The 20,167-nt window shown below is 74.1% G+C and carries 16 protein-coding genes and 1 riboswitch; of the genes, 6 read left to right on the forward strand and 10 right to left on the reverse strand.

The window, feature by feature from the left end; all coding sequences use genetic code 11:
* Window positions 1-41: 41 nt before the first annotated feature.
* The 3 genes from IE332_RS28960 to IE332_RS28970 all read right to left on the reverse strand — a co-directional run bounded on the left by IE332_RS28960 (window position 42) and on the right by IE332_RS28970 (window position 3,176).
* Window positions 42-1,202: an agmatine deiminase family protein gene (locus IE332_RS28960; RefSeq protein ID WP_189922040.1), complete on the reverse strand. Its 1,161-nt coding sequence runs from the start codon at window positions 1,200-1,202 to the stop codon at window positions 42-44.
* Between the two features lie 50 nt (window positions 1,203-1,252).
* Window positions 1,253-2,290: an agmatine deiminase family protein gene (locus tag IE332_RS28965; protein ID WP_189922042.1), complete on the reverse strand. Its 1,038-nt coding sequence runs from the start codon at window positions 2,288-2,290 to the stop codon at window positions 1,253-1,255.
* Between the two features lie 307 nt (window positions 2,291-2,597).
* Window positions 2,598-3,176 (reverse strand): TetR/AcrR family transcriptional regulator, encoded by a 579-nt coding sequence (locus IE332_RS28970; protein WP_189922044.1) that lies wholly within the window; start codon window positions 3,174-3,176, stop codon window positions 2,598-2,600.
* A 177-nt stretch (window positions 3,177-3,353) separates the two neighbouring features.
* Between IE332_RS28970 and IE332_RS28975 the strand changes: the two genes are divergently transcribed.
* The 3 genes from IE332_RS28975 (at window position 3,354) to IE332_RS28985 (ending at window position 6,801) form a co-directional block, all read left to right on the forward strand.
* Window positions 3,354-5,150, forward strand: coding sequence for an acyl-CoA dehydrogenase (locus IE332_RS28975; protein WP_189922046.1), 1,797 nt, complete (start codon window positions 3,354-3,356; stop codon window positions 5,148-5,150).
* A gap of 66 nt (window positions 5,151-5,216) precedes the next feature.
* A complete protein-coding gene (locus IE332_RS28980) occupies window positions 5,217-5,804 on the forward strand; it encodes a hypothetical protein (protein WP_189922048.1) in 588 nt (195 codons plus the stop codon).
* Window positions 5,805-5,817: 13 nt separating this feature from the next.
* The gene (locus IE332_RS28985; RefSeq protein WP_189922050.1) at window positions 5,818-6,801 is read left to right on the forward strand and encodes an aldo/keto reductase; all 984 of its coding nucleotides are present in this window, start codon (window positions 5,818-5,820) and stop codon (window positions 6,799-6,801) included.
* Between the two features lie 68 nt (window positions 6,802-6,869).
* On the opposite strand, the gene IE332_RS28990 is transcribed toward IE332_RS28985, so the two are convergent.
* The 4 genes from IE332_RS28990 to IE332_RS29005 all read right to left on the reverse strand — a co-directional run bounded on the left by IE332_RS28990 (window position 6,870) and on the right by IE332_RS29005 (window position 13,341).
* Complete coding sequence (locus IE332_RS28990; RefSeq protein WP_189922052.1) at window positions 6,870-8,288, reverse strand: patatin-like phospholipase family protein; 1,419 nt, start codon at window positions 8,286-8,288, stop codon at window positions 6,870-6,872.
* Window positions 8,289-8,291: 3 nt separating this feature from the next.
* Window positions 8,292-9,386 (reverse strand): ComEC/Rec2 family competence protein, encoded by a 1,095-nt coding sequence (locus IE332_RS28995; RefSeq protein ID WP_189922054.1) that lies wholly within the window; start codon window positions 9,384-9,386, stop codon window positions 8,292-8,294.
* Entirely contained in the window at window positions 9,383-12,106 is a 2,724-nt protein-coding gene (locus IE332_RS29000; RefSeq protein WP_189922056.1) for a hypothetical protein, read from the reverse strand. The genes IE332_RS28995 and IE332_RS29000 overlap by 4 nt, the downstream gene beginning before the upstream one ends.
* Before the next feature lie 194 nt (window positions 12,107-12,300).
* Window positions 12,301-13,341 (reverse strand): epoxide hydrolase family protein, encoded by a 1,041-nt coding sequence (locus IE332_RS29005; RefSeq protein ID WP_189922058.1) that lies wholly within the window; start codon window positions 13,339-13,341, stop codon window positions 12,301-12,303.
* Between the two features lie 37 nt (window positions 13,342-13,378).
* On the opposite strand from IE332_RS29005, the gene IE332_RS29010 reads away from it, so the two are divergent.
* Window positions 13,379-13,939: a TetR/AcrR family transcriptional regulator gene (locus tag IE332_RS29010; protein ID WP_189922060.1), complete on the forward strand. Its 561-nt coding sequence runs from the start codon at window positions 13,379-13,381 to the stop codon at window positions 13,937-13,939.
* Window positions 13,940-14,020: 81 nt separating this feature from the next.
* On the opposite strand, the gene IE332_RS29015 is transcribed toward IE332_RS29010, so the two are convergent.
* Complete coding sequence (locus IE332_RS29015; RefSeq protein ID WP_189922062.1) at window positions 14,021-14,779, reverse strand: helix-turn-helix transcriptional regulator; 759 nt, start codon at window positions 14,777-14,779, stop codon at window positions 14,021-14,023.
* Window positions 14,780-15,046: 267 nt separating this feature from the next.
* Here IE332_RS29015 and IE332_RS42015 point away from each other — a divergent pair, with 267 nt between their 5' ends.
* On the forward strand, window positions 15,047-16,114 hold the full coding sequence (locus IE332_RS42015) for a LuxR C-terminal-related transcriptional regulator (RefSeq protein ID WP_189922064.1): 1,068 nt from the start codon (window positions 15,047-15,049) through the stop codon (window positions 16,112-16,114).
* Window positions 16,115-16,221: 107 nt separating this feature from the next.
* Here the strand turns inward: IE332_RS42015 and IE332_RS29025 are convergent, their stop codons facing one another.
* On the reverse strand, window positions 16,222-17,478 hold the full coding sequence (locus tag IE332_RS29025; RefSeq protein ID WP_189922067.1) for a lanthionine synthetase C family protein: 1,257 nt from the start codon (window positions 17,476-17,478) through the stop codon (window positions 16,222-16,224).
* 303 nt (window positions 17,479-17,781) lie between these two features.
* Window positions 17,782-17,923: riboswitch (SAM riboswitch) on the forward strand.
* A gap of 200 nt (window positions 17,924-18,123) precedes the next feature.
* Here IE332_RS29025 and IE332_RS29030 point away from each other — a divergent pair.
* Entirely contained in the window at window positions 18,124-18,837 is a 714-nt protein-coding gene (locus IE332_RS29030) for an IclR family transcriptional regulator (RefSeq protein WP_189922069.1), read from the forward strand.
* A 54-nt stretch (window positions 18,838-18,891) separates the two neighbouring features.
* Here the strand turns inward: IE332_RS29030 and IE332_RS29035 are convergent, their stop codons facing one another.
* A complete protein-coding gene (locus IE332_RS29035) occupies window positions 18,892-20,145 on the reverse strand; it encodes a threonine/serine exporter family protein (RefSeq protein ID WP_189922071.1) in 1,254 nt (417 codons plus the stop codon).
* Between the last annotated feature and the right edge of the window lie 22 nt (window positions 20,146-20,167).

Below are 20,167 nucleotides of genomic sequence, written 5' to 3' on the forward strand. Positions count from 1 at the left end.
CCGGGCCCGGGGAGCGCTCCCCGGGCCCGGCCTCCGTTCGGTCAGCCGAGGGCGGGGATGTCGTGGGTGGCGCAGTGGATGCCGCCCCCACCGGCGGCGATCGCGTCGATCTTGACCGGGACGATCTCCCGGCCCGGGAAGTACTGCTTCATGATCTGCTGCGCCCGCTCGTCGGCCCGGGCGTCGCCGAACTTCGGCAGGTAGACGCCCTTGGTGCCGATGTAGAAGTTCATGTACGAGGAGACGAAGGCGTCACCGCGCCCGGTGATCCTGTCCGGGTCCGGCTGCTGGAGCTCCACCACCTGCAGCTTCCTGCCGGTCGCGTCGGTGGCGTCCTTCAGGACCGAGCGGGCCTGGTCGGCCGAGCGGGACCAGACGTCCGGCGGGGTGCCCGGGAAGGCCTGGTCGAGCAGCACCACGCCGGGGGCGACGAAGCGGGTCAGGCAGTCGACGTGGGCGTCGGTGATGTCCTTGCCCTTGACGCCCGCCAGCCAGATCACCTTGGTCACGCCGAGCACCTTCCTGAGCTCCGCCTCGACCTGGTCCCGGCTCATGCCCGGGTTGCGGTTGTCGTTGACGACCGAGCTCTCGGTCACCATCAGGGTGCCCTGGCCGTCGGTCTCGAAGGAGCCGCCCTCGGCGACCAGCCGGGTCTCGATCCGCTCCACGCCGTACTTCGCCAGCACCGTCCGGGCGACCTTGGAGTCGTTGCCGCGCTGCTGCTTGCCGCCCCAGCCGTTGAAGTTGAAGTCGACGCCCTTGACCTTGCCGCCTTCCTCGACGAAGACCGGCAGGGTGTCCCGGGCCCACAGGTCGTCGACGGCGATCGGCACGACCTCGACGGCCGAGCCGCAGGCCTTCTGCGCGGCGTCCTTCTGCTCGGGGCGGGCCATCAGGACGACCGGCTCGCGCGCCGCGATGGCCTGGGCCAGGCCGGCCACGTCCCGGCGGACGTCCGCGAGCTGGTCGCCCCAGACGGACTCGGAGGCGGGCCAGGACATCACCGTGCGCAGGTGCTTGTCCCACTCGGCGCCGAAGCGGCGCGGGCCGGGGGTGCCGCCGGGCTGGGGCGGCACGGCGCCCTCCGGGTCCTCGATGCCGGTCGGGTCGCAGGCGGTGAGGCCGAGGGTGAGGGCGCCGACACCGAGGCCGGCACCGGCGAGGGAGCGCAGCAGGGTACGGCGGGGCAGGGCGTTGGTCATCCGGGAACTCCAGCTGAGGGTCTGGGCGGTGGACAGGATGTGCGGGGTGTTCAGGGCAGCGGCTCGTGCATGGTCGAGCAGTGGATGCCGCCGCCCCCGGCCATCAGGCGGTCGACGTCGAGCTGCACCACCTCGCGGCCGGGGAACGCCGCGGCGAGCGCGTCCCGGGCCGCGGCGTCCTTGTGGGCGTCGCCGAACTGGGCGGTGATGACGCCGCCGTTGACGAGGTGGAAGTTGAGGTAGGAGTCGACGAACTTGGAGCTGCGGGAGCGGACGGTGTCCGGGCCGTGCACGGGGACGACCTGGAGCCTGCGCCCCCGGGCGTCGGTGGCGGCGGAGAGGATCGCGAACTGCTCGCGGGCGTCCCGCGCCCAGGCGTCGTTGCGGTCGGGCGGCGGCAGCTGCACCATCACCACGCCGGGGCGGATGAAGCGGGAGGTGACGTCCACGTGGTCGTCGGTGATGTCCTGGCCCTTGATGCCCGGCAGCCAGATCATGGTGTCGGCGCCGTAGGCCTCCAGGACGGCCTCCTCGATCTCGTCCCGGCTCATGCCGCGGTTGCGGTTCTTGTTGACCAGGCTGCTCTCGGTGGCCATCACCGTGCCGTCGCCGTCGGTCTCGATCGCGCCGCCCTCGCCGACGAAGTCCGCGTAGCTGTGGCGCAGGCCCCGCCGGGTGGCGATCAGCTCGGCGGCCCGGGCGTCGTCGTGGTGCACCTGCTTGTTGCCCCAGCCGTTGAAGTTGAGGACGACGGCGTCCAGGCCGCCGTAGCCGTCCCGGCGGAAGACCGGCGCGATGTCGCGCATCCAGAGGTCGTCGGTGGGGACGGCGGTGATCACCTCCACCCGGGGGCCGCACCGGTCCTGGGCCTTGCCCGCGGTCCAGTCGTCGGGGGCGCACATGACCACCGGCTCGAACTCGGCGATCGTCCGGGCGATCAGGGCGATGTCCTCCTGGACGCCGCCCAGCCGCAGGCCCCACACGCCCCGGCGGGAGGGCCAGGACATCCAGGTCCGCGCGTGCGGGACGTCGTCCGCCGGCACCCAGGGGTACGGCTCGGTGGAACGGTCATCGCGGTAGTGGGTCATGAGGGCCTCCAGATCGTGCGACGGTGCCGGGAGGGGTGCATGGCCGCCAGGTCCACTCTTCGCGCCGGGGCAGACCGGCGCACCACGGGGGAGGGACCGGCGGGAGCGCCCCGCCTGCCCGTTCAGGCTCGCACTGACTGAAAAGTCAGTCAAACTCGCGGGCGTGGCGTCACGCATCCTCGACCCCGAGGGTGCGGAGCGTGACGCCGACCGGCGCAAGCGTGGGGATTCCGTGCGGATTCCGCGTGACCGGGAACCGGTCCTGGCCGCCGAAAACGCGGGATCCGGCCCAGGAGGCGGACCCGGCTCAGGAGCCGAGCCGGGCCACCTCGGCGTCGATCGCGTCGGCCAGCAGCGTCCGGGCGTGCGCCAGCGGGAGGCTGCCGCTGAGCCAGCGGGTGCTCAGCCCCTCCAGCAGCGCGGTCAGCCGCTCCGCCGCACCGGCCAGCGCGACCGCCGAGGACATCGGCCGCACCACGCCGAGCAGTTCGGCGATCTCCTGCACCCAGATCCGGGTGGCCCGCGCCAGGTCCTCGCGCAGCGTCTCGTCGAACACCGCGCTCGCCCGCAGCTCACCCCAGGCGGTGCTGTTCTCCCGCACCTCGACGGTGTCCTGGAGCTCCAGCAGCAGCGTCTGCTCCAGCTCCTCACGCGGAGTCGGCGGCGGCGCGTCGGCGGGGCGCTCGGTCGTGTAGCGCTCCGCCCGGTCGTTGATGAACTCCAGGGTCTGACGGAGGATCCCCGTACGGTCCTTGAAGTGGTAGTAGATGAGCGCGGTCGACACACCCGCCTCGGCCGCGAGCTCTTCCACCCGCAGCCCGCGCACGCCGCGCCGGGCGATCACCCGTGCCGCTGCTTCCAGGATCGACGTTTTACGACTGGCCACGATCGACCACCTTACCCGGGCACCCCGGCACGATCGGCACCGCGTCTGAGGACCCGGTCAGCCGGGGCGCGTGGAGACGGCGGCCGGACGGGGTGTCGGTGGCCCGGCGGACGGGAAGATCCCCGCTGCCCGTACGGTGCCCCTGCCCCTGCCCCTGCTGCGATCGGATGCCCGGCCTTGGACTCCCTGCTGCTCTCCCGCCGCGACCTCGACTTCCTGCTGCACGACTGGCTGGACGTCACCGCGCTGACCAGGCGCGCCCGCTTCGCCGACCACGACCGGTCCACCTTCGACGCGGTGCTGGACCTCAGCGAGACCGTCGCGACCCGGCACTTCGCCCCGCACAACAAGAAGAACGACGCCGAGGAGCCGCGCTTCGACGGCGAGCGGGTGCACCTCGTCCCGGAGGTGGCGCAGGCCCTGGCGGTGCACGCCGAGGCCGGCTTCATCGGCGCGGCCATGGACGAGGAGATCGGCGGGCAGCAGCTGCCCCACGTGGTCGCCAACGCCTGCCGGGCCTGGTTCCAGGCCGCGAACATCGCCACCGCCTCGTACCCGCTGCTCACCGTCGGCAACGCCAACCTGCTGCTGGCGCACGGCAGCCGGGAGCAGGTCGACACCTATGTGCGGCCGATGGTCGAGGGCCGCTTCTTCGGCACCATGTGCCTGTCCGAGCCGCAGGCCGGCTCCTCGCTGGCGGACATCACCACCCGGGCGGTGCCGCAGCCGGACGGCGGCTTCCGGCTCTTCGGCACCAAGACCTGGATCTCCGGCGGCGACCACGAGCTCGGCGAGAACATCGTCCACCTGGTGCTGGCGAAGATCCCCGGCGGTCCGGCGGGGGTGAAGGGCATCTCGCTCTTCATCGTGCCCAAGTTCCTGGTCCGCCCGGACGGCACGGCGGGGGAGCGCAACGACGTGGTGCTCGCCGGCCTCAACCACAAGATGGGCTACCGCGGCACCACCAACGCCCTGCTCAACTTCGGCGAGGGCCGGCACACCCCCGGCGGCGCCCCGGGCGCGGTGGGCCACCTGGTCGGCGAGGCCCACCACGGGCTCGCGTACATGTTCCACATGATGAACGAGGCCCGGATCGGCGTCGGCCAGGGCGCCACCGCCCTCGGCTACACCGGCTACCTGCACGCCCTCGACTACGCCCGCACCCGCCCGCAGGGCCGCCCGCTCGGGGGCAAGGACCCGGCCGCGCCGCAGGTGCCGATCATCGAGCACCCGGACGTGCGCCGGATGCTGCTCGCGCAGAAGAGCTACGTGGAGGGCGCGCTCGCCCTCGGCCTGTACTGCAGCCGGCTGCTCGACGAGGAGGCCACCGCCGAGCGGGAGGACGACCGCGCCCGGGCCCACCTGCTGCTCGACGTCCTGACGCCGATCGCCAAGAGCTGGCCCTCGCAGTGGTGCCTGGCCGCCAACGACCTCGCCATCCAGGTCCACGGCGGCTACGGCTACACCCGGGAGTACGACGTCGAGCAGTTCTACCGCGACAACCGGCTCAACCCGATCCACGAGGGCACTCACGGCATCCACGGCCTCGACCTGCTCGGCCGCAAGGTCGTCATGGACGGTGGCGCCGGGCTGCGGCTGCTCCTCGACACCCTGGCGGAGACCACGCTGCGGGCCCGGGCCGCCGGGGGCGAGGCCGCCGGGCTCGCCGATCGGCTGGACGCGGCTGCGGCCCGGGTGGCCAGGACCACCGCCGTGCTCTGGTCCACCGGGGACCCGGCGACCGCGCTGGCCAACGCCACCGTCTACCTGGAGGCCGTCGGCCACGTGGTGCTGGCCTGGATCTGGCTGGAGCAGTACCTCGCCCTCGGCGGCGGCACGGACGCCTTCCGGGAGGGCAAGCGGCAGGCCGCCCGCTACTTCTTCACCGTCGAACTCCCGCGCACCGGGCCGCAGTTCGACCTGCTGGACAGTCTGGACCGGACCGCCGCGGAGTGCCGCCCCGAGTGGTTCTGAGGAACCGGTGCCCCACCCTGGCCGCCGCCTCCCCGGATCGGCGGCGGCCCCGGGTTGCCCTCAACGATGATCTTTGTACTGATCGTCATCACCACCGTGGTGGCGGCCTGGTCGCTGGTCGCCGGACGGCTGGAGACGTGGCACGTCCGGGCGCCGCTGGTACTGGTGCTCGCGGGGGTCCTCACCGGGGTGTTCACCCACAGCCACCTCGCCGCCACCATCAACTCCGAAGTCGCCCAGCACGTGGCCGAGGTCATCCTGGCCGTCCTGCTGTTCGTCGACGCCACCGAACTGCCCGGCGGACGGCTGTTCGGCAACGACCCCGCCTCGGTGGCCCGGGTGCTGCTGGTGGCGATGCCGCTGAGCCTGCTGGCGATGGTCCTGCTCGGCGCGCTGGGACCGCGCGGCACCACCTCCATCGTGTTCGGCCTGCTGGCCTTCAACGGCCTCCCGGACGGGCTCTACGCCGTCCTCGCCCTGGACACCATGACGCTCACGGTGGCCGGCAGCGTGGTGCTCCACGGGGCCGGCTGGGTGGCCATCGCCCGGCTCCTGCACGGCCCGGCCCCCGCCGCCGAGGCCGGCGGTGCCGCCGGGGCCGGTGCGGAGGCCGCGCCGGCCGCGGGCCGGGAAGACGGGAAGGGCGCCGGATGAGAGGCTCGTCCCCATGGAACAGCGTGTACTCGGCCGCACCGGACGGCCCGTATCGATCATCGGACTCGGCACCTGGCAGCTCGGCGCGGACTGGGGGGACGTCCGGGAGGAGGACGCCCTGGCCGTGCTGGAGGCCTCCGTGGCGGACGGCGTCACCCTCTTCGACACCGCCGACGTCTACGGCGACGGCCGCAGCGAGCGGCTGATCGGCCGCTTCCTCAAGGAACGCCCGGACGCGGAGGTGTTCGTCGCCACCAAGTTCGGACGCCGGGTCGAGCAGCGGCCCGAGCACTACCGCCTCGACAACTTCCGCGCCTGGGCCGACCGTTCCCGGGCCAACCTGGGCGTCGACCGGCTCGACCTGGTGCAGCTGCACTGCCCGCCGACGCCGGTCTACTCCTCGGACGAGGTGTTCGACGCCCTGGACACCCTGGTGGCCGAGGAACGGATCGCCGCGTACGGGGTGAGCGTGGAGACCTGCGCGGAGGCGCTGACCGCGATCGCCCGCCCGGGCGTCGCCAGCGTGCAGATCATCCTGAACGCCTTCCGCCTCAAGCCGCTGGAGCGGGTGCTGCCCGCCGCCGAGGCGGCCGGGGTCGGGATCCTGGCCCGGGTGCCGCTGGCCTCGGGGCTGCTCTCCGGCCGCTACAGCGAGCGCACCGTCTTCGCGCCCGACGACCACCGCAGCTACAACCGCCACGGCGAGGCCTTCGACCAGGGCGAGACCTTCTCCGGGGTGGACTTCGCGACCGGCGTCGAGGCGGCCGCGGAGTTCGCCGCCCTCGCCCCGGAGGGCGCCACCGCGGCGCAGACCGCGCTGCGCTGGATCGTCCAGCAGTCGGGGGTGACGACGGTGATCCCCGGCGCCCGCAACGTGGCGCAGGCCCGCGCCAACGCGGCCGCCGCCGAGCGGGCGCCGCTGCCGCCCGCCACCCTGGCGGCCGTGCGGGAGCTCTACGACCGCCGGATCCGGCCGCAGGTGCACGACCGCTGGTGACGGCGGTGCGCGTACGCCCGTGACGTCCCGGCGGCGCGGTGGTGCGGTGGCGCGGTGGCGCGGCGGCGTCAACCCGCGCCGCCGGGACGGGTGGTGAGGTCGAGGAAGCGGTCGCGGTCGGGCAGGGTGGCCGGCAGCGGGTAGTCCAGCAGGACGTGCAGGTTGCAGGCGGCGAGGACGTAGGAGTGCAGCAGCAGGTCCGCGGTGCGGTCGGCGCCGAGCTTGCGCAGCACGGTCGGGGTGGTGCGGCTCCTGGTCGCGAGCTCGTCCCAGCGGGCACGCCGGCCCGGGTCGTCGCCCAGCAGCTCCAGCACCTCCTTGGCCCGGGCGGCCCGGGCGGCCCGGTCCGCGTCGTCGGCCCCGGCACCCCCGCCGGCCGCGTCGGCCGCGCGCGCGTACGCGTCGGCCACCCGGTACGGCGACTGCGCGATGTGGACCAGCGCACCGGTCGGCCCGCCGGTCAGCCCGGCCCGGGCGGACCACCGGACCAGCTCACTGCGCCGCAGGCTGGTGCCGACGTCGTACATCACGCTCTTGATCCGGACCAGCGCGAGCAGTTCGCCGACCGCGGGGACCCACGAGGAGCGGAACGGCTTCCAGGTCATTCCGGCCGAGGCGTTGACCACGACGATCTCGTCCAGCTCGTAGTCGACCTGCGGGTGGTCGGGGCGCCGCACCCGCTCGGCCAGCCCCACCAGCCACTGGTCGGCCATGTTGTCGTACACCCCGCCGTCGGTGAGCACCAGGTCGGCGGCCGGCCCGGCGGGCCCGGCCGACGGCGGGAAGCGGTGGCGGGCCGTGGGGAGCCGGCGGACGGCGAAGGCGCCCGGCAGACAGGCCGAGGCCTGGACCGCCGTGGACAGCGGGAGACCGCCCGGCACGCCGGTGCCGAAGCGGAACCCGTAGACGAACCCGGGCGAGAAGTAGAAGTGGTCGCCGCTCTGCAGCTCGGTGGTGCAGAAGACGTGGTCGACGGAGCGTCGCACGGCGGAGAGCTCCGTCGGGCGGCCGTCGCGGTGGAAGAACGTCCCGGCCAGCGCCCGGTCCACGACGGCGCTGCGCCGCCCGAACACCGCCAGCGCCCCGACCAGGAGCAGCAGCCCCGCGCCCAGCAGCACACCGGCGAGCAGCCGCAGACCGTCCACGGCCGTGACCACGACCCCGGCGAGCAGGGTGGCCAGTGCCAGTGCGGCGAGGGCGAACAGCGAGCGCACGTACCGGTTGGTCGACGGCCCCCAGAAGAACAGGCCGGTACGGGCGCAGTGGTGCACCAGCGGGCGGACCCGCTCGGCGAACCCCTCGCCCGGGTCCTGCCGGTAGTCGGTCTCGTGGGCGACCACCCCGTTGGCGACCGAGCCGCCGGACACCGAGGAGATCGCCACCACGTCCTTGTTCCGGCCCTGGTCGGCGAGGTACAGCAGGGCGCCGAGGCCCCACATGGTGGCGCGGTAGCCACCGCCGGACAGGGCGACTCCGATGCGGGCCATGACTCAGACCTCCACGGTCGTGCCGACCGCCGACGTCGCCGGGTAGACCGCGGTGTAGCGGCGCTCCTGCTGGAGCGCGGCGTCGGCCCAGGGTTCCGTCGTCGGGCTGCGGTAGTTGAAGACGATCTCGGCGGCCCCGGCGCCGCGGCTCCCGGCCGTGATCATCCGGTCGACCGCCGCCTTGTCGGGGTGCTTGAAGACGGCGCCGTTGGTCGAGACGAGGAAGCGGCGGGTGTCCAGCCGGGACAGCAGGCCGTCGGTGTTGTTGGCCGCGCTGCCGTGGTGCGGGACCTTCAGGGCGTCGACCGTCACCGTGTCGCCGCCGCGCTGCGCCATCAGCCGGTCCAGACCTCGCCCGAGCACGTCCCCGTGGCTGTCGCCGGTGAGCAGCAGCCGGTGCCCGTCGTGCTCCAGCAGGAAGGCGATGCTGGAGCCGTTGGGGATCGAGGCGTCCGGCCGCTCGCCGCCGAGCAGGTCGTGGGCCAGGCCGCGCAGCCGTTTGCTCTCGGCCAGCAGGGCCAGGGCCTGGTCGGGGTTGCCGGGGGTCATGCCGAGGCCGCGCACCGTCTTTCCCCATTCCCCCATCAGCTTGTCCAGCTCGGGGCGACCGGGGGAGAGCAGGGTCGCCCGGGCGCCGCCGGGCAGTTCGGCGGTCGGCAGGTCCCCGGTAGCGGGGAGACAGAGGGCGTGCGGCGGGTCGCCGGGCGGGGACTTCCCGAAGGAGGCGTTCCAGGACAGCTGCTGGCGGTCGATCATCGCCTGGACCATCTCGCCCTGGGCGGGGCCGAGCAGGTCGGCCTCCTCGAAGATCTGCGGCCAGCCGTTGAACCACACGTCGTCGATGGCCAGGCCGAGTTTGGGGCGGTCCAGCAGGAGGCGCACGACGCCCTCGATGTGGTCGGCGTCCACATGGGTCACGACCAGGACGTCCAGGTGGCGGCTGCCGGCCGGCAGCGCCTTCACCTTCTCGAAGACCGCCCGGTAGACCGTGCTCGGGCCGCCGTCGACCAGCATCCGGTGGACGTCCGTACCGCTGCCGGGCCACTCGACCCACAGCGCGTCGCCGTGCGCGGCGGGCAGCATCTCGATGGTGATCACGGCGTGCCTCCCGGTGGAGTGTCGGTGACGGCCCCCCGGTTGCCGACCAGCCAGCGGGCGTCACCGAAGGCCACCACCGCCATGGCGAGCGTGCAGCCCCTGAGCAGCAGCTGCCGCCGGATGTCGCGTACCAGCTCGCCGATGCTCAGGTCCTGGCGGGTGTTCCCGGCGAGCATCCCGCCGGCGATGCTCGCCATCACCGTCGCCTGGCGGCCGAGAGTCGGGACGAGCGTCCCGACCACCACCGGGGCGCTCTTCTCCAGGAACCGCGCCGCCACGTTCTGCCAGCTGATGTCCTCCTGCGCGGTGTTGCAGCCGAGCAGCATGACCACCGGGCCGACCTCGTGGTCGTGCCGGTCGGAGACGATGTGCCGGCGGTCGATCAGGAGCGACGGCAGCTCGCTCTGCTTGCCGATCACCAGGACCGGGATGCCTCCGGCGTCATGGGTGTTGTGGGGAACGGCCAGCAGCAGCGGGGGGCCTTCCGCCTCGACCACCGTCAGCCAGTGCCGCCAGCTCTCGGCCCGGTGCAGGGCGGTGTCGCCGAGGGAGGCCAGCAGGGCTCCGACGGCCTGGTCCAGGTCGGGCTTACGGCACTTCCGGCTCGCCGCGAACAGGGCGCTGTCGACCGGGCGCAGGGTGCTGCGGGTGCCCTGCGGGGCCTGTTCCACCACGGTGCGGTCGAGCCCGGCGCGTTCCACCCGGCGCTCGATCACCATCCGCAGACCCCAGAAGCCGAGCGGGCAGATCGTCCGGTGGCCGTGCTCGGGACCGCCGTCGGACGCGCAGCAGGCGCAGGTGCCGGTCTCCAGGCCCTGCCGCCACCCGGCGCAGAGGGCAGCGGTGTCGAGGGGATAGCCGTGGTCGTAGACGAACTCCAGCGGCCAGAGCTCGGCCGCCTCGGTCGAGACCAGCTGCAGCGCGACGGCGTCCTTCAGGTCGCCGAACCCCGAGTCGTCCAGCTTGCGGTAGAGGGCGCTGCCCTGTTGGGCGAGGCCGAGGAGCAGCCGGAGCGGGGCTGGTGCGTCGGGCCCGACGGCGGCGGCGTCCTTGTTCACGGAGTCACCGAGCAGTTCCCGGACCCTGGCCCGGAACGTGCCGAGCTCCGAGATCCGCACCCGGTTGTTCTCCCCGACGCCGACCACCAGTTCGCTGTCGCTCTCGATCCGGATCGTCTCCGAGCGGGTCGCCGCGGCCTGGTCGGGCTGGGGCTGCGGCGCGGCGAGCACGTCGAAGGCCTCGGTGTTGACCGCGATCTCCCGTCCGTCGACCGCCTCGTCGGACGTGGCGACGGGGCCGGTGATCACCAGCCGCTGCAGCTGGCGCTTGCGGTAGAAGACGCGGGCCGTGCAGCGGATCGTCCGCTCCCGCGCGCGGACCTCGACCGGGAAGACGGCCTCGCTGGACGCGCCGCGCGGCGGCAGGAAGATCTTCACCGGATCGTGGAGGGAGGCCTCGTCCCGCTCCTCGTCGAAGGTGACCGTGAGCCGCGCCGCCCCGCCCTTGAACTCCAGGCCCTGCTCGGGAAAGGCAGCCGTCGTCCGCCGCCACTCGGCGCTCTCCGGCCCCACCCGGATATGGATGTCGTTGGTCGCGTCGGGACGGAAGGCGTGCCGACGTGGGGTGCCCGTACCTCCGTCGGTGACGGACGCCTGGAGGTAGCGGTCCTCGGCGGGGGCGGTCGCCGCCTGGGCACTGCGGACCTTCCGGCCGGCGGCCGTCTTCTCGCTGAGCCTCGGCCGGGCGGACCGGACGGCGGCGCCGAGGCGGCTCCCGGCCTGGCTGAGGACCCTGGCGGCGCCCCGCAGCCGGCCGGAGGGCCTGGAGAAGCCGGACCCCTCCCCGCCGAGGTAGGCATCCGATGGCGCCGGAGGGAGGTTCGGCAGCGGGGGATTCGCGGTCCCACCGGCCGGTGTGTCCCTGAGCGCCGCGTGGAACTCCATTTCGTAGGGGTGGACCACCGTCAGCCAGGAGCCCGCGTGGTCGGCCGCCTCGTCGAGGGCGGGGTTCTCGCTGAGACTGCGGACGAACCGGGCGAGCCAGTCGGCGGCGTCGGTGTCCGAGAGGTCCGCGACGACCCAGCCGGTGGCGTCGAGGTGGCGCGCGGTCACCGCGAGTCGGGCCAGTTGGTGCGGATCGGGCAGCTGGGGGGCGCACCAGACCAGACCGGTGACACTGAGGCCGCTGTCGGTCGACAGCGTGTCGAGGTCGGCGGTGTCGGAGACGGCCAGGAGGTCGCAGTCCTCGTCCGGTTCGCCGAGGGGGTGCGCGTCGATCCCTCGCGCGACTTCCTGGGCAAGGCCGCCGAACAGCTCCTCGGCGGCCTGCGGGGTGACGGCGCGGACCCGCAGCGGCCACTGCCAGTTCGGCTCCGGCCGCAGGGTGTGGTCCGCGATGACGATTGCGCCGATCTCGGGGCGCGCCTGCGCCAACCGCGTCATCAGCACGTGCCGCTTCGTGCGCGGCACCCCGTACAGGGCCAGCCGCACCGGATCGGGGTCGCGCTCCGCGGCCTCGACCCAGCTCCGGCTCAGGTCCGTCTGCAATGCGGCGTCCGCGGTGAGCCGGGCCAGGAGATCAGGAGACCAGCGCCAACGCCAGGGCCGCCCCGCATCCGGCGGCTCGATCGAGTCGCGCCCGCCTCCGACCCGCCGGTCCAGCACGCCCGCCGCCGCGAGGGCCTCCGGGGCGATGGAGCGGAGGTCGTACTGCTGTGCCATGGGAGACCTCGGCAAGGACTCCGGGGGAGGTCGGCCACCGCTCAGGTCGCTCTCCCGGCCCCTCCACTCTGCCACGGATCGGGCGCAGCGGGGAGGGCGACCGGCTGGTGCTGTGACCACGAACGTTCACGGTGGCGGCTGCCACGCCATGGGCCGTTCCGGGCGCACGGCGTGGAGCATCCGCAGGCTCCGTTTCAGGCGCCCAGCTCGACCGCGCGGTGTACGTCGGCGGCGTAAGCCTCGGGCTGTTCCCAGGCTGCGAAGTGGCCGCCGGCACGGTGTTCCACGTAGTCGCAGACGTTCAGGAACGCCTCGGCGTAGCTGCGCGGCTCCGGCTTGGTGTCGCGCGGGAACACGGAGAGCACGGTCGGAGTGTCGATCCGGTCAGGGAGGACGGCCGGTTCGACATAGGTGGTGAAGGATGTGCCGATCGTGCCGGTGACCCAGTAGGCGGTGACCCAGGTGAGAAGGTCGTCCGGCGTGAAGGCCGACTCGTCGGACCAGGACTCCAGTTTCTCGATGATCCAGGCCGCGAGGCCGACGGGTGAGTCGCCGAGGGCGACGGCGAGTGTGTTCGGCCGCGTGGACTGCTCCGCGATGTACCCGCCCTCGGTCCGGAACCACTGCGCCGACCGGCGGAGGTAGGCCGCCGCGTCGGGCGCGAGCTTCGCCGGGTCCGCCGTGAGCGCACGCTGCGGGGCGATGTTCGTGAGGTGCAGGGCGGCCACCCGGTCCGGGTGTTCGGCCGCGAGGAGTTCCGCGACGGTGCCACCCACATCGCCGCCGGACACCGTGTACCGCGAGTAACCGAGTTCGTCCAGAGCGTCCGCGACGATCCCGGCGATCCGGTTGACGGACATGCCGGGAGTGGTGAGCGGGGGCGCGAACGGGAAGCCCGGCAGTGCGGGAACCACCACGTGCATGTCCGCGAGCAAGGGCAGGACACGCTCGAACCGCAACACCGAGTCCGGCCAGCCATGGAGCAGCACGACAACCGGAGCACCGGGACTCGCGGACCTCTGGTGGATCACCCGCAGGTCGGTGTCGCCTGCCCGCACCGTCGCCCAGGGGAACTCGCTGATGCGGCGCTCGTGCACGCCCCAGTCGTACCCGTTCACCCAGCGTTCGAGCAGTTCGTCGAGGTGGGTGCCGCCGATGCCGCGCGTCCCGTCGTCACTCCACGGGGTCGCGACACGCCGCGTTCGCCGGAGTCGTTCCCGCATCTCGTCATTCATGTGTATCAGCGTACACATGATGTGTATGCTCGTACACATGAATTCGCGCAATGCTGCCGCCACCAGGCAGCGGATCCTGGAACACGCGCAACGCCAGTTCGCCCAGCACGGGTACGCGGCGATCACGGTCAAAGGCGTGGCCGACGCGGCCGGGGTGTCGCCCAACCTCATCACGCGCTACTTCGGCGGCAAGGACGGCCTTTTCCTGGCGGCAGCCCGGGTGGAGATCCCGGTCTCCACCTCCTTCGACGGCGACCGTTCCGCGCTGGGTTCGCGCCTTGCGGCGAGCATCGTCCAGCGCTGGTTCGGCGCACCCGGAGAGGATCCACTGCTCGTGCTGCACCGCGCGTCCGGCGAACGCCCGGAGGCAGCGGAGGCGCTGGCCGCCTTCCTCGACACGCACTCACTGGAGCCGCTGCACCGCTACCTGCGCGACAGCGGCCTGGACGACGCGGACGCCCGCAGCCGAGCCGCAGCGATCGACGCCTTCGTGCTCGGCGTCTCGACCCGCCGCCGGGTCCTACGTTCCGAACTCGGCGACCCCGCCGATCTCCAAGCCTGGCTGAGCGCCACCATCCAACGCCTCGCCGACGGGTGAGCACGACAGCAAGAAGTACTGGGACTCCGCTTCCGGTCAGCACCTGCGGTGCGGTCGTCGGCGTCTGTCCGACCATCGCGGTCACGGTACTGGCAGGCTGAAGGTCGAACGGTCGACCACCGTCGGCCAGGGGCCGCCGGGGGCCGGCCGGTTCGCCGTGAGGCCGTGGCGTTCGGCCAGTACGCCCGCCTGGAAGCGGCTCTCGGCGCCCAGCGCGCTGTACAGGCCGGCGATGTGGCGGCGGCAGTTGCGCAGGGAGAGGCCGAGCCGGCGGGCGATGACCTCGTCCTTCAGCCCGTCGGCCAGCAGCCGCAGGATGGTGGTGCGCAGTTCGTCGGAGACGGCGCGGGCGGCGGCCGGTCCGCTGCGGAAGGCGGCGCCCTGGTGCCAGAGCGTCTCGAAGGAGTCGGCGAGGTGGGCCACCACGGAGGGCTGGGTCACCAGGACCAGTCCGGCGGCCCGTTCACGCTCCGGCAGGAAGACGCACTCCCGGTCGACGACCAGCATGGCGCCGCAGCTCTCCCCGGTGGTCCGTACCTCGGCGCCGACGCCCGCGGCGGTCCGGGCCTGGTGCTGGGTGGTGAGGTGGAACCGGGCGGGGTGCTGGTGGACGATCCGGGTGCGTGAGGCGGGCCGGCCGCGGGGGAGTCCGGTGAGCACCAGCTCGGCCAGCGCCGCGCCGGTCGGGTCGCCGCCGGGGCAGCAGAGCGAGACTTCGCGGGCTCGCGCCAGCCGCTCGCGGACCGCCGTGCGCGCCGCCGTCGGATCGAGGGCGTCGTGGTGGATCCTGGGGGCGGGGGCGGTCTCCGGGGCGGGGTCGATGGAGAACCGGGTGTCCATTCCGTGGCTCCCTTGGTGGGGGTCGGGGGACGGCTCCCGCTGGGTGGGGGAGCTCGGGGAGTGCCGGTGGCCGGGCCGGGCGCGGTGAACGCGGCGCGGACCCTTCTCCGTTCTTTCCTGGCACCCCTCGTGACAGCCGGGGCGATCCGCACCGTGTCCGGTGTTCGGTGCGATGTCCTGGCGGCTGTTCGATAGTCGCCACCGCGGGCGGCGGACGCCAAGGGCCGGAGGGTGACAGGAAGATGTTGGCCGACTGAGGAGGGGTGGATGAATCCGACCAATGCGGGCACGGTTCGGCCGTCGGGGCGTGCGGCGCTGCTCGATCACGAGGCCCGGCTGGTCTACGAGTGGGCGGTGCGGCACCGGGGGTTCGAGCCCGCCGACCGGGGGCGGATCGCCGACGAGCTCGGGCTCACCGAGGCGCAGTGCCGGCGGGCCGTCGACCTGCTGGTGGCGCTCTGCCTGCTGGTCCAGCGTCCGGGGGAGGGGCCCGGCCGCCTCGCGGCGGTCGGCCCGGAGGCGGCCGCGGCGCGGCTGACCGGGCAGGCGGAGGCCCGGTTGCGGGTCGAGGAGGCCGAGTTGGGCCGCCGCCAGGCCGAACTGGCCAGGCTGCGCGCCGAGGTGGCCTCGCTGGAACCGGTGTACCACTCGCAGGGCGGCGGCTCGGACGGCTCGGTCCGGCTGCTGGAGGACCGGCACGTGGTCCGTTCGGCCCTCGACTCGGTGCTGGGCGCCGCGCGGGAGGAGGTGCTGGCGGTCCAGCCGGGCGGCGGGCATCCGAGAGCGGCCCTGGTGGAGGCGCTGCCCCGGGACCTGGACATGCTGGAGCGGGGCGTCCGGCTGCGGTGCGTCCACCAGCACCTGACCCGCTTCGACCACCCGACCCGCTCCTACACGGAACTGGTCATCGCCGCGGGGGCGGAGATCCGGACCAGGGCCGAGGTGCCGGGCCGGCTGGTCGTGGTGGACCGGACGACGGCCCTCGTACCGGCCCGGCCGGCCGGCGGCGCGGCGCTGCTGGTCCGGGAGCCGTCCCTGGTGGCGTACTTCGTCCGGCTCTTCGAGCACGAGTGGAGCCAGGCCGTTCCGTACGACACCGCGCAGACCGCGGTCCGTACGGTGTCCCGCGACGTGGAGGACGTGATCGCCGTGCTCCTCGCGGCGGGGGAGAAGGACGACACGATCGCGCGCCGGCTGGGCATGTCGACCCGCACCTGCCGGCGCCACATCGCCGAGCTGCTGCAGCGGCTCGGCGCGCAGAGCCGGTTCCAGGCCGGGGTGCTGGCCGAGCGGGAGGGGCTGACCTTCCCGGCGGACGTCACGGCGCCCTGCTGACACCGGCGGGCGCGCGGGGCGGGGGATGAGCCGGGACGGGCGGCTGCCCGCCGGGTGGGGCCGGCGGGCAGCGACGTCGTCGACCGGGCGGTCGGTCCCGGGCGCCGTCAGGGCCGGGGGAAGTCCGTGAGGCCGGGCAGCGGCACCGGGCCGAGCACCGCCTCGTGCAGGGCGGTCAGGATCCCGGCGGCGCCGGTGGCGAGGTCCGCCGGGAGCCGCATCGAGCGGCGGCCCGGGGATGCCGGGCCACCCCGGTGGTTCATCACCTGCGACTCCAGCAGGCGCAGCTGGCGGTCGGCCTCGGCCGGGTGCCCGGTCCGCAGCAGGTGCAGCAGCAGCCCGGCCCGGCCCTCGAACAGGCCGGGCGCGGCGACAAGGTCGGGCGCGGTGACCGGGTCGGGCCGGCAGGAGAGTGCGGCGGCCGCCAGCGCCTCGGCTAACCGGGCGGGCAGCCGGTCCGGGCCGGTGCGCAGGGCCAGTTCGGCGATCAGGCCCGCGGTGCCGACACCGCCCGCCGCCAGGTACGGGAGCTTGCGGTGGTAGCGGTCCTCGACCAGGACGAGCATCCCGTCGCTGAGGCCGGCGCCGTTGTCGACGCCGTCGAGTTCGCGGCCCAGCGCCGTCTCGGCCGCCGTGAGCCAGCCCGGGTCGCCGGTGTGCCCGTGCAGCCGCAGGAACAGCGCGGCCTGCCCGCTCCAGCCGTCCAGCAGGCCGCGCAGCCGCGGCGCGGGCTCCTCCCGGGCCAGCTCGTGCCCGAGCGCCAGTGCCCAGGTGGCGAGGCCGCGCCGGCCGACCGCCTCGGCCAGGTCGAGCAGTCCGAGCGCGAGGCCGGCCCGTCCGGAGCCGAGCCCGGGGTCGGTCGGCGGTTCGGCGGCGATCACCCGCTCGATCAGTGCGCAGGCCGCCGCCCGCCGGCCCAGCCGGGCGAGCGCCCAGGCGATGCCGGTCAGTCCGTCGTACAGTCCGGGCGGCAGGTCCGGCGCGGCGGCGGCGCGGGCCACCAGCCAGTCGACGTGCTCGGCCGGGGCTGGGCGGCCGCAGGCGTGCAGCGCGTACAGCACGCCGGCCGCGCCGTAGGCGAGGCCGAGTCCGCCGTGGCCGGGGTCGAACTGCTGGACGTCATTTGGGAAGAGACGGTCCGTCCGGTCGGGCGTGGCCGTCGCCAGGATGCCGTCCGCCAGCGAGTCCAGTACCGGGCGCCAGGCCTCGGTGTCCGACGCCGGGGCCTTCGGCCAACTCTCGTGCGGAGGTGTGGAGTTGCGCTCGGCGGCGGCGGTGAACCGTCCGTCCGGGCGCTCGGCGCGGGCGGGGGCGTGGTGGCGCGGCGGGTCGGTGAGGCGGTGGCGCTCGGAGCGGTCGTCCACGGTGCCCGCCTCAGCCCGCGGTCCGCGGCCGGGGGCCGCCCGCGCCCGGTCCGGCGGCCGCCCGGGTGTCGGATGTCGTCGTCATGGGTGCCCCCCTGCTTGCAGTGGATCCCGCCGGTCGCGGGCTGCTTCCGACCCTGCCACCCGCCGTCCGCGGGGTCGACGGCCCCGATCCGCCACCTTCGTGCCAAGGGGGGTGGGGGATGTGCCGGTCGTCGGCGCGCCCCTTCGGCTCGCGGGCCGGGCGTGGGGCCGGGGCAAAGGTTTGGCGGGCGGGCCGGGGAATCTTGTATGGTTCCTGGCGAATCATCCAGAGGGGTGGAGGGACCGGCCCTACGAAGCCCCGGCAACTCCCCGTTCGACCCGGCGTCCGAAGTACGCGCCGTGCCGTCCGGGTCAGTGCCAACTCCGGCCTGTCGCCACTGTGGCGCGGGAAAGATGAGGAGACACGGTGCTCTCTGTGCTGTCCTTCGCCCGGGCGCTTCCCGCCCCGGCCCTTTCGCGTACCCGTCTCGTGCCCGGCGCAGGCTCTCGGCCGACTTCCCCGGCCCGTCCGCGCTGACCACCCCCCAGGCTCCCCGCGTGGAGCCTCCGTGAGCCGGACCCACCCGCCGCTCACGGGACTTGAGACGGAGTACCCATCCCATGCAGAACACGAGTGGCGTCGGCGTGCTCGACAAGGTCACCTCGATCCTCGGCACCCTGGAGGCCGGTCCCGCGACCCTGGCCGGGCTCGTCGCCGCCACCGGCCTGGCCCGGCCCACCGCCCACCGGCTCGCGGTCGCGCTCGAACACCACCGGCTGGTCTCCCGGGACCTGCAGGGACGCTTCGTCCTCGGCCCCCGGCTCTCCGAACTCTCGGCGGCCGCCGGCGAGGACCGGCTGCTGGCCGCCGCCGGCTCGGTCCTGACCCACCTGCGGGACGTCACCGGGGAGAGTGCCCAGCTCTACCGGCGGCAGGGCGAGGTCCGGATCTGCGTGGCCGCCGCCGAGCGGCTTTCTGGTCTGCGGGACACCGTCCCGGTGGGCATCACTTTCCCGATGAAGGTCGGCTCGGCCGCCCAGGTGCTGCTGGCCTGGGAGGAGCCGGAGCGGCTCCACCGGGGCCTCCAGGGCGCCCGTTTCACCGCCACCGCGTTGAGCGGCGTCCGGCGGCGCGGCTGGGCGCAGTCGATCGGCGAGCGCGAGCTCGGGGTGGCCTCGGTCTCCGCGCCGGTCCGGGGCCCGTCCAACCGGGTGGTGGCCGCGGTCTCGGTGTCCGGCCCGATCGAACGGCTCACCCGCCACCCCGGCGCCCAGCTGTCCCAGGCCGTCATGGAGGCGGCCACCCGGCTCACCGAGGCGCTGCGCCACCCCTGACCGGCCCCGCCCCCTCCCCGCCCCCGCCCGAAACTCGCCGTCGCGCCGCCCGGTTCAGGTCCGGGGCCGGGCGACGGCGAAGGAGGGGCGGGGGATCCGGCTGACCACGGCGCCGATCAGGGTGCCGATCGACACCCCGAACACCGCCGAGACGGCCGCCAGCACCGACTGGGCGCCGTTCCCGACCTCGATCTGCGCGGTGTTCAGCAGGCCGAAGGAGCCCGGCACCACGATCCAGAACGCCGGCAGGTAGAGCACCTGCCAGAGCGGGCCGCCGGGCAGCCAGTGCACCAGGGTCGCCGCGACCGCCGCCGAGACCGCCCCGGCCAGGCCGCCGATGGCCGCGCCGTGCACCGATCCCACAACCACCTGGACGGTCACGCTCACCGCGATCACCACGACGATCCACGGGACGGCCGCGGGCGGGGCGTGGACGTTGACCACCACTCCGGCCACCGCGACCGCCAGCCCCAGCCCGATCACCCACCAGCTCGGTTTCGCCACCTGGACGTTGGCCAGCGCGGCGGCCGGCAGGCCGATCGCCGTCGCGGCCGCCGCCACCCCGGCCAGGAAGAGCGCCAGTTGCACCGCGCCGGACACCAGCCGGGCGGTCCCCGCGCTGGCCGCGCCCGCGGCGATCTCCGACAGGCCGGTGACCAGCAGCCCGCCCGGCAGCAGGATCGCCAGGGTGGCCACGATCGTCCGCAGGGGGCCGTCCAGCAGGGAGGCGCGGGCCAGCGACAGGACCAGCAGCGCCACCAGGAACCCGGCGGTGACGGGCAGCAGCGGCCGCAGGTACGGCAGGCGCCGCGCGAGCACGGTCAGCCCCACCACGATCAGCGAGCCGAGCCCGGCCGCCAGCACGTTGGCCGCCGCCGGCTGCAGGAACAGGCAGACCCCGACCCCGACGGGCAGCGCCCCGAGGTCCGCCACCCAGCCGGGCCAGCGGGCCGGCGCCCGCCGGATCCGGTCCAGTTCGGCGAGCGCCCGGGGTCCGTCCAGCTCGCCCGCCCGCAGCCGGTGCACCAGGTGCAGGACGTCCGCCGTCTGCTCGAACCGCAGCGCGGCGCCCACCGGCTGGAACCGGGTGCCCTCGTCGGCGGTCAGCGCGACGAACAGGCCGTTGGTCAGCGCGGCGACCCGTACCTCCGGCGCCCCCAGCGCCCGGCCCAGTCCGCGGAGTTCCTCCTCCACCTCGTGGACGGGCAGACCACCGCCGAGCAGGGCTTCCCCCAGGTCGAGCAGCAGACGGCGGAGCGGATCGGGCGGGGCGGCGGCGTCCCGGACCGGCGGAGACTTTCTGGACATGGCAGGTATCGTCCCACCCCGC

The sequence above is a fragment of the Kitasatospora xanthocidica genome (genome assembly GCF_014656195.1).
GTDB classification, from domain to species: domain Bacteria; phylum Actinomycetota; class Actinomycetes; order Streptomycetales; family Streptomycetaceae; genus Kitasatospora; species Kitasatospora xanthocidica.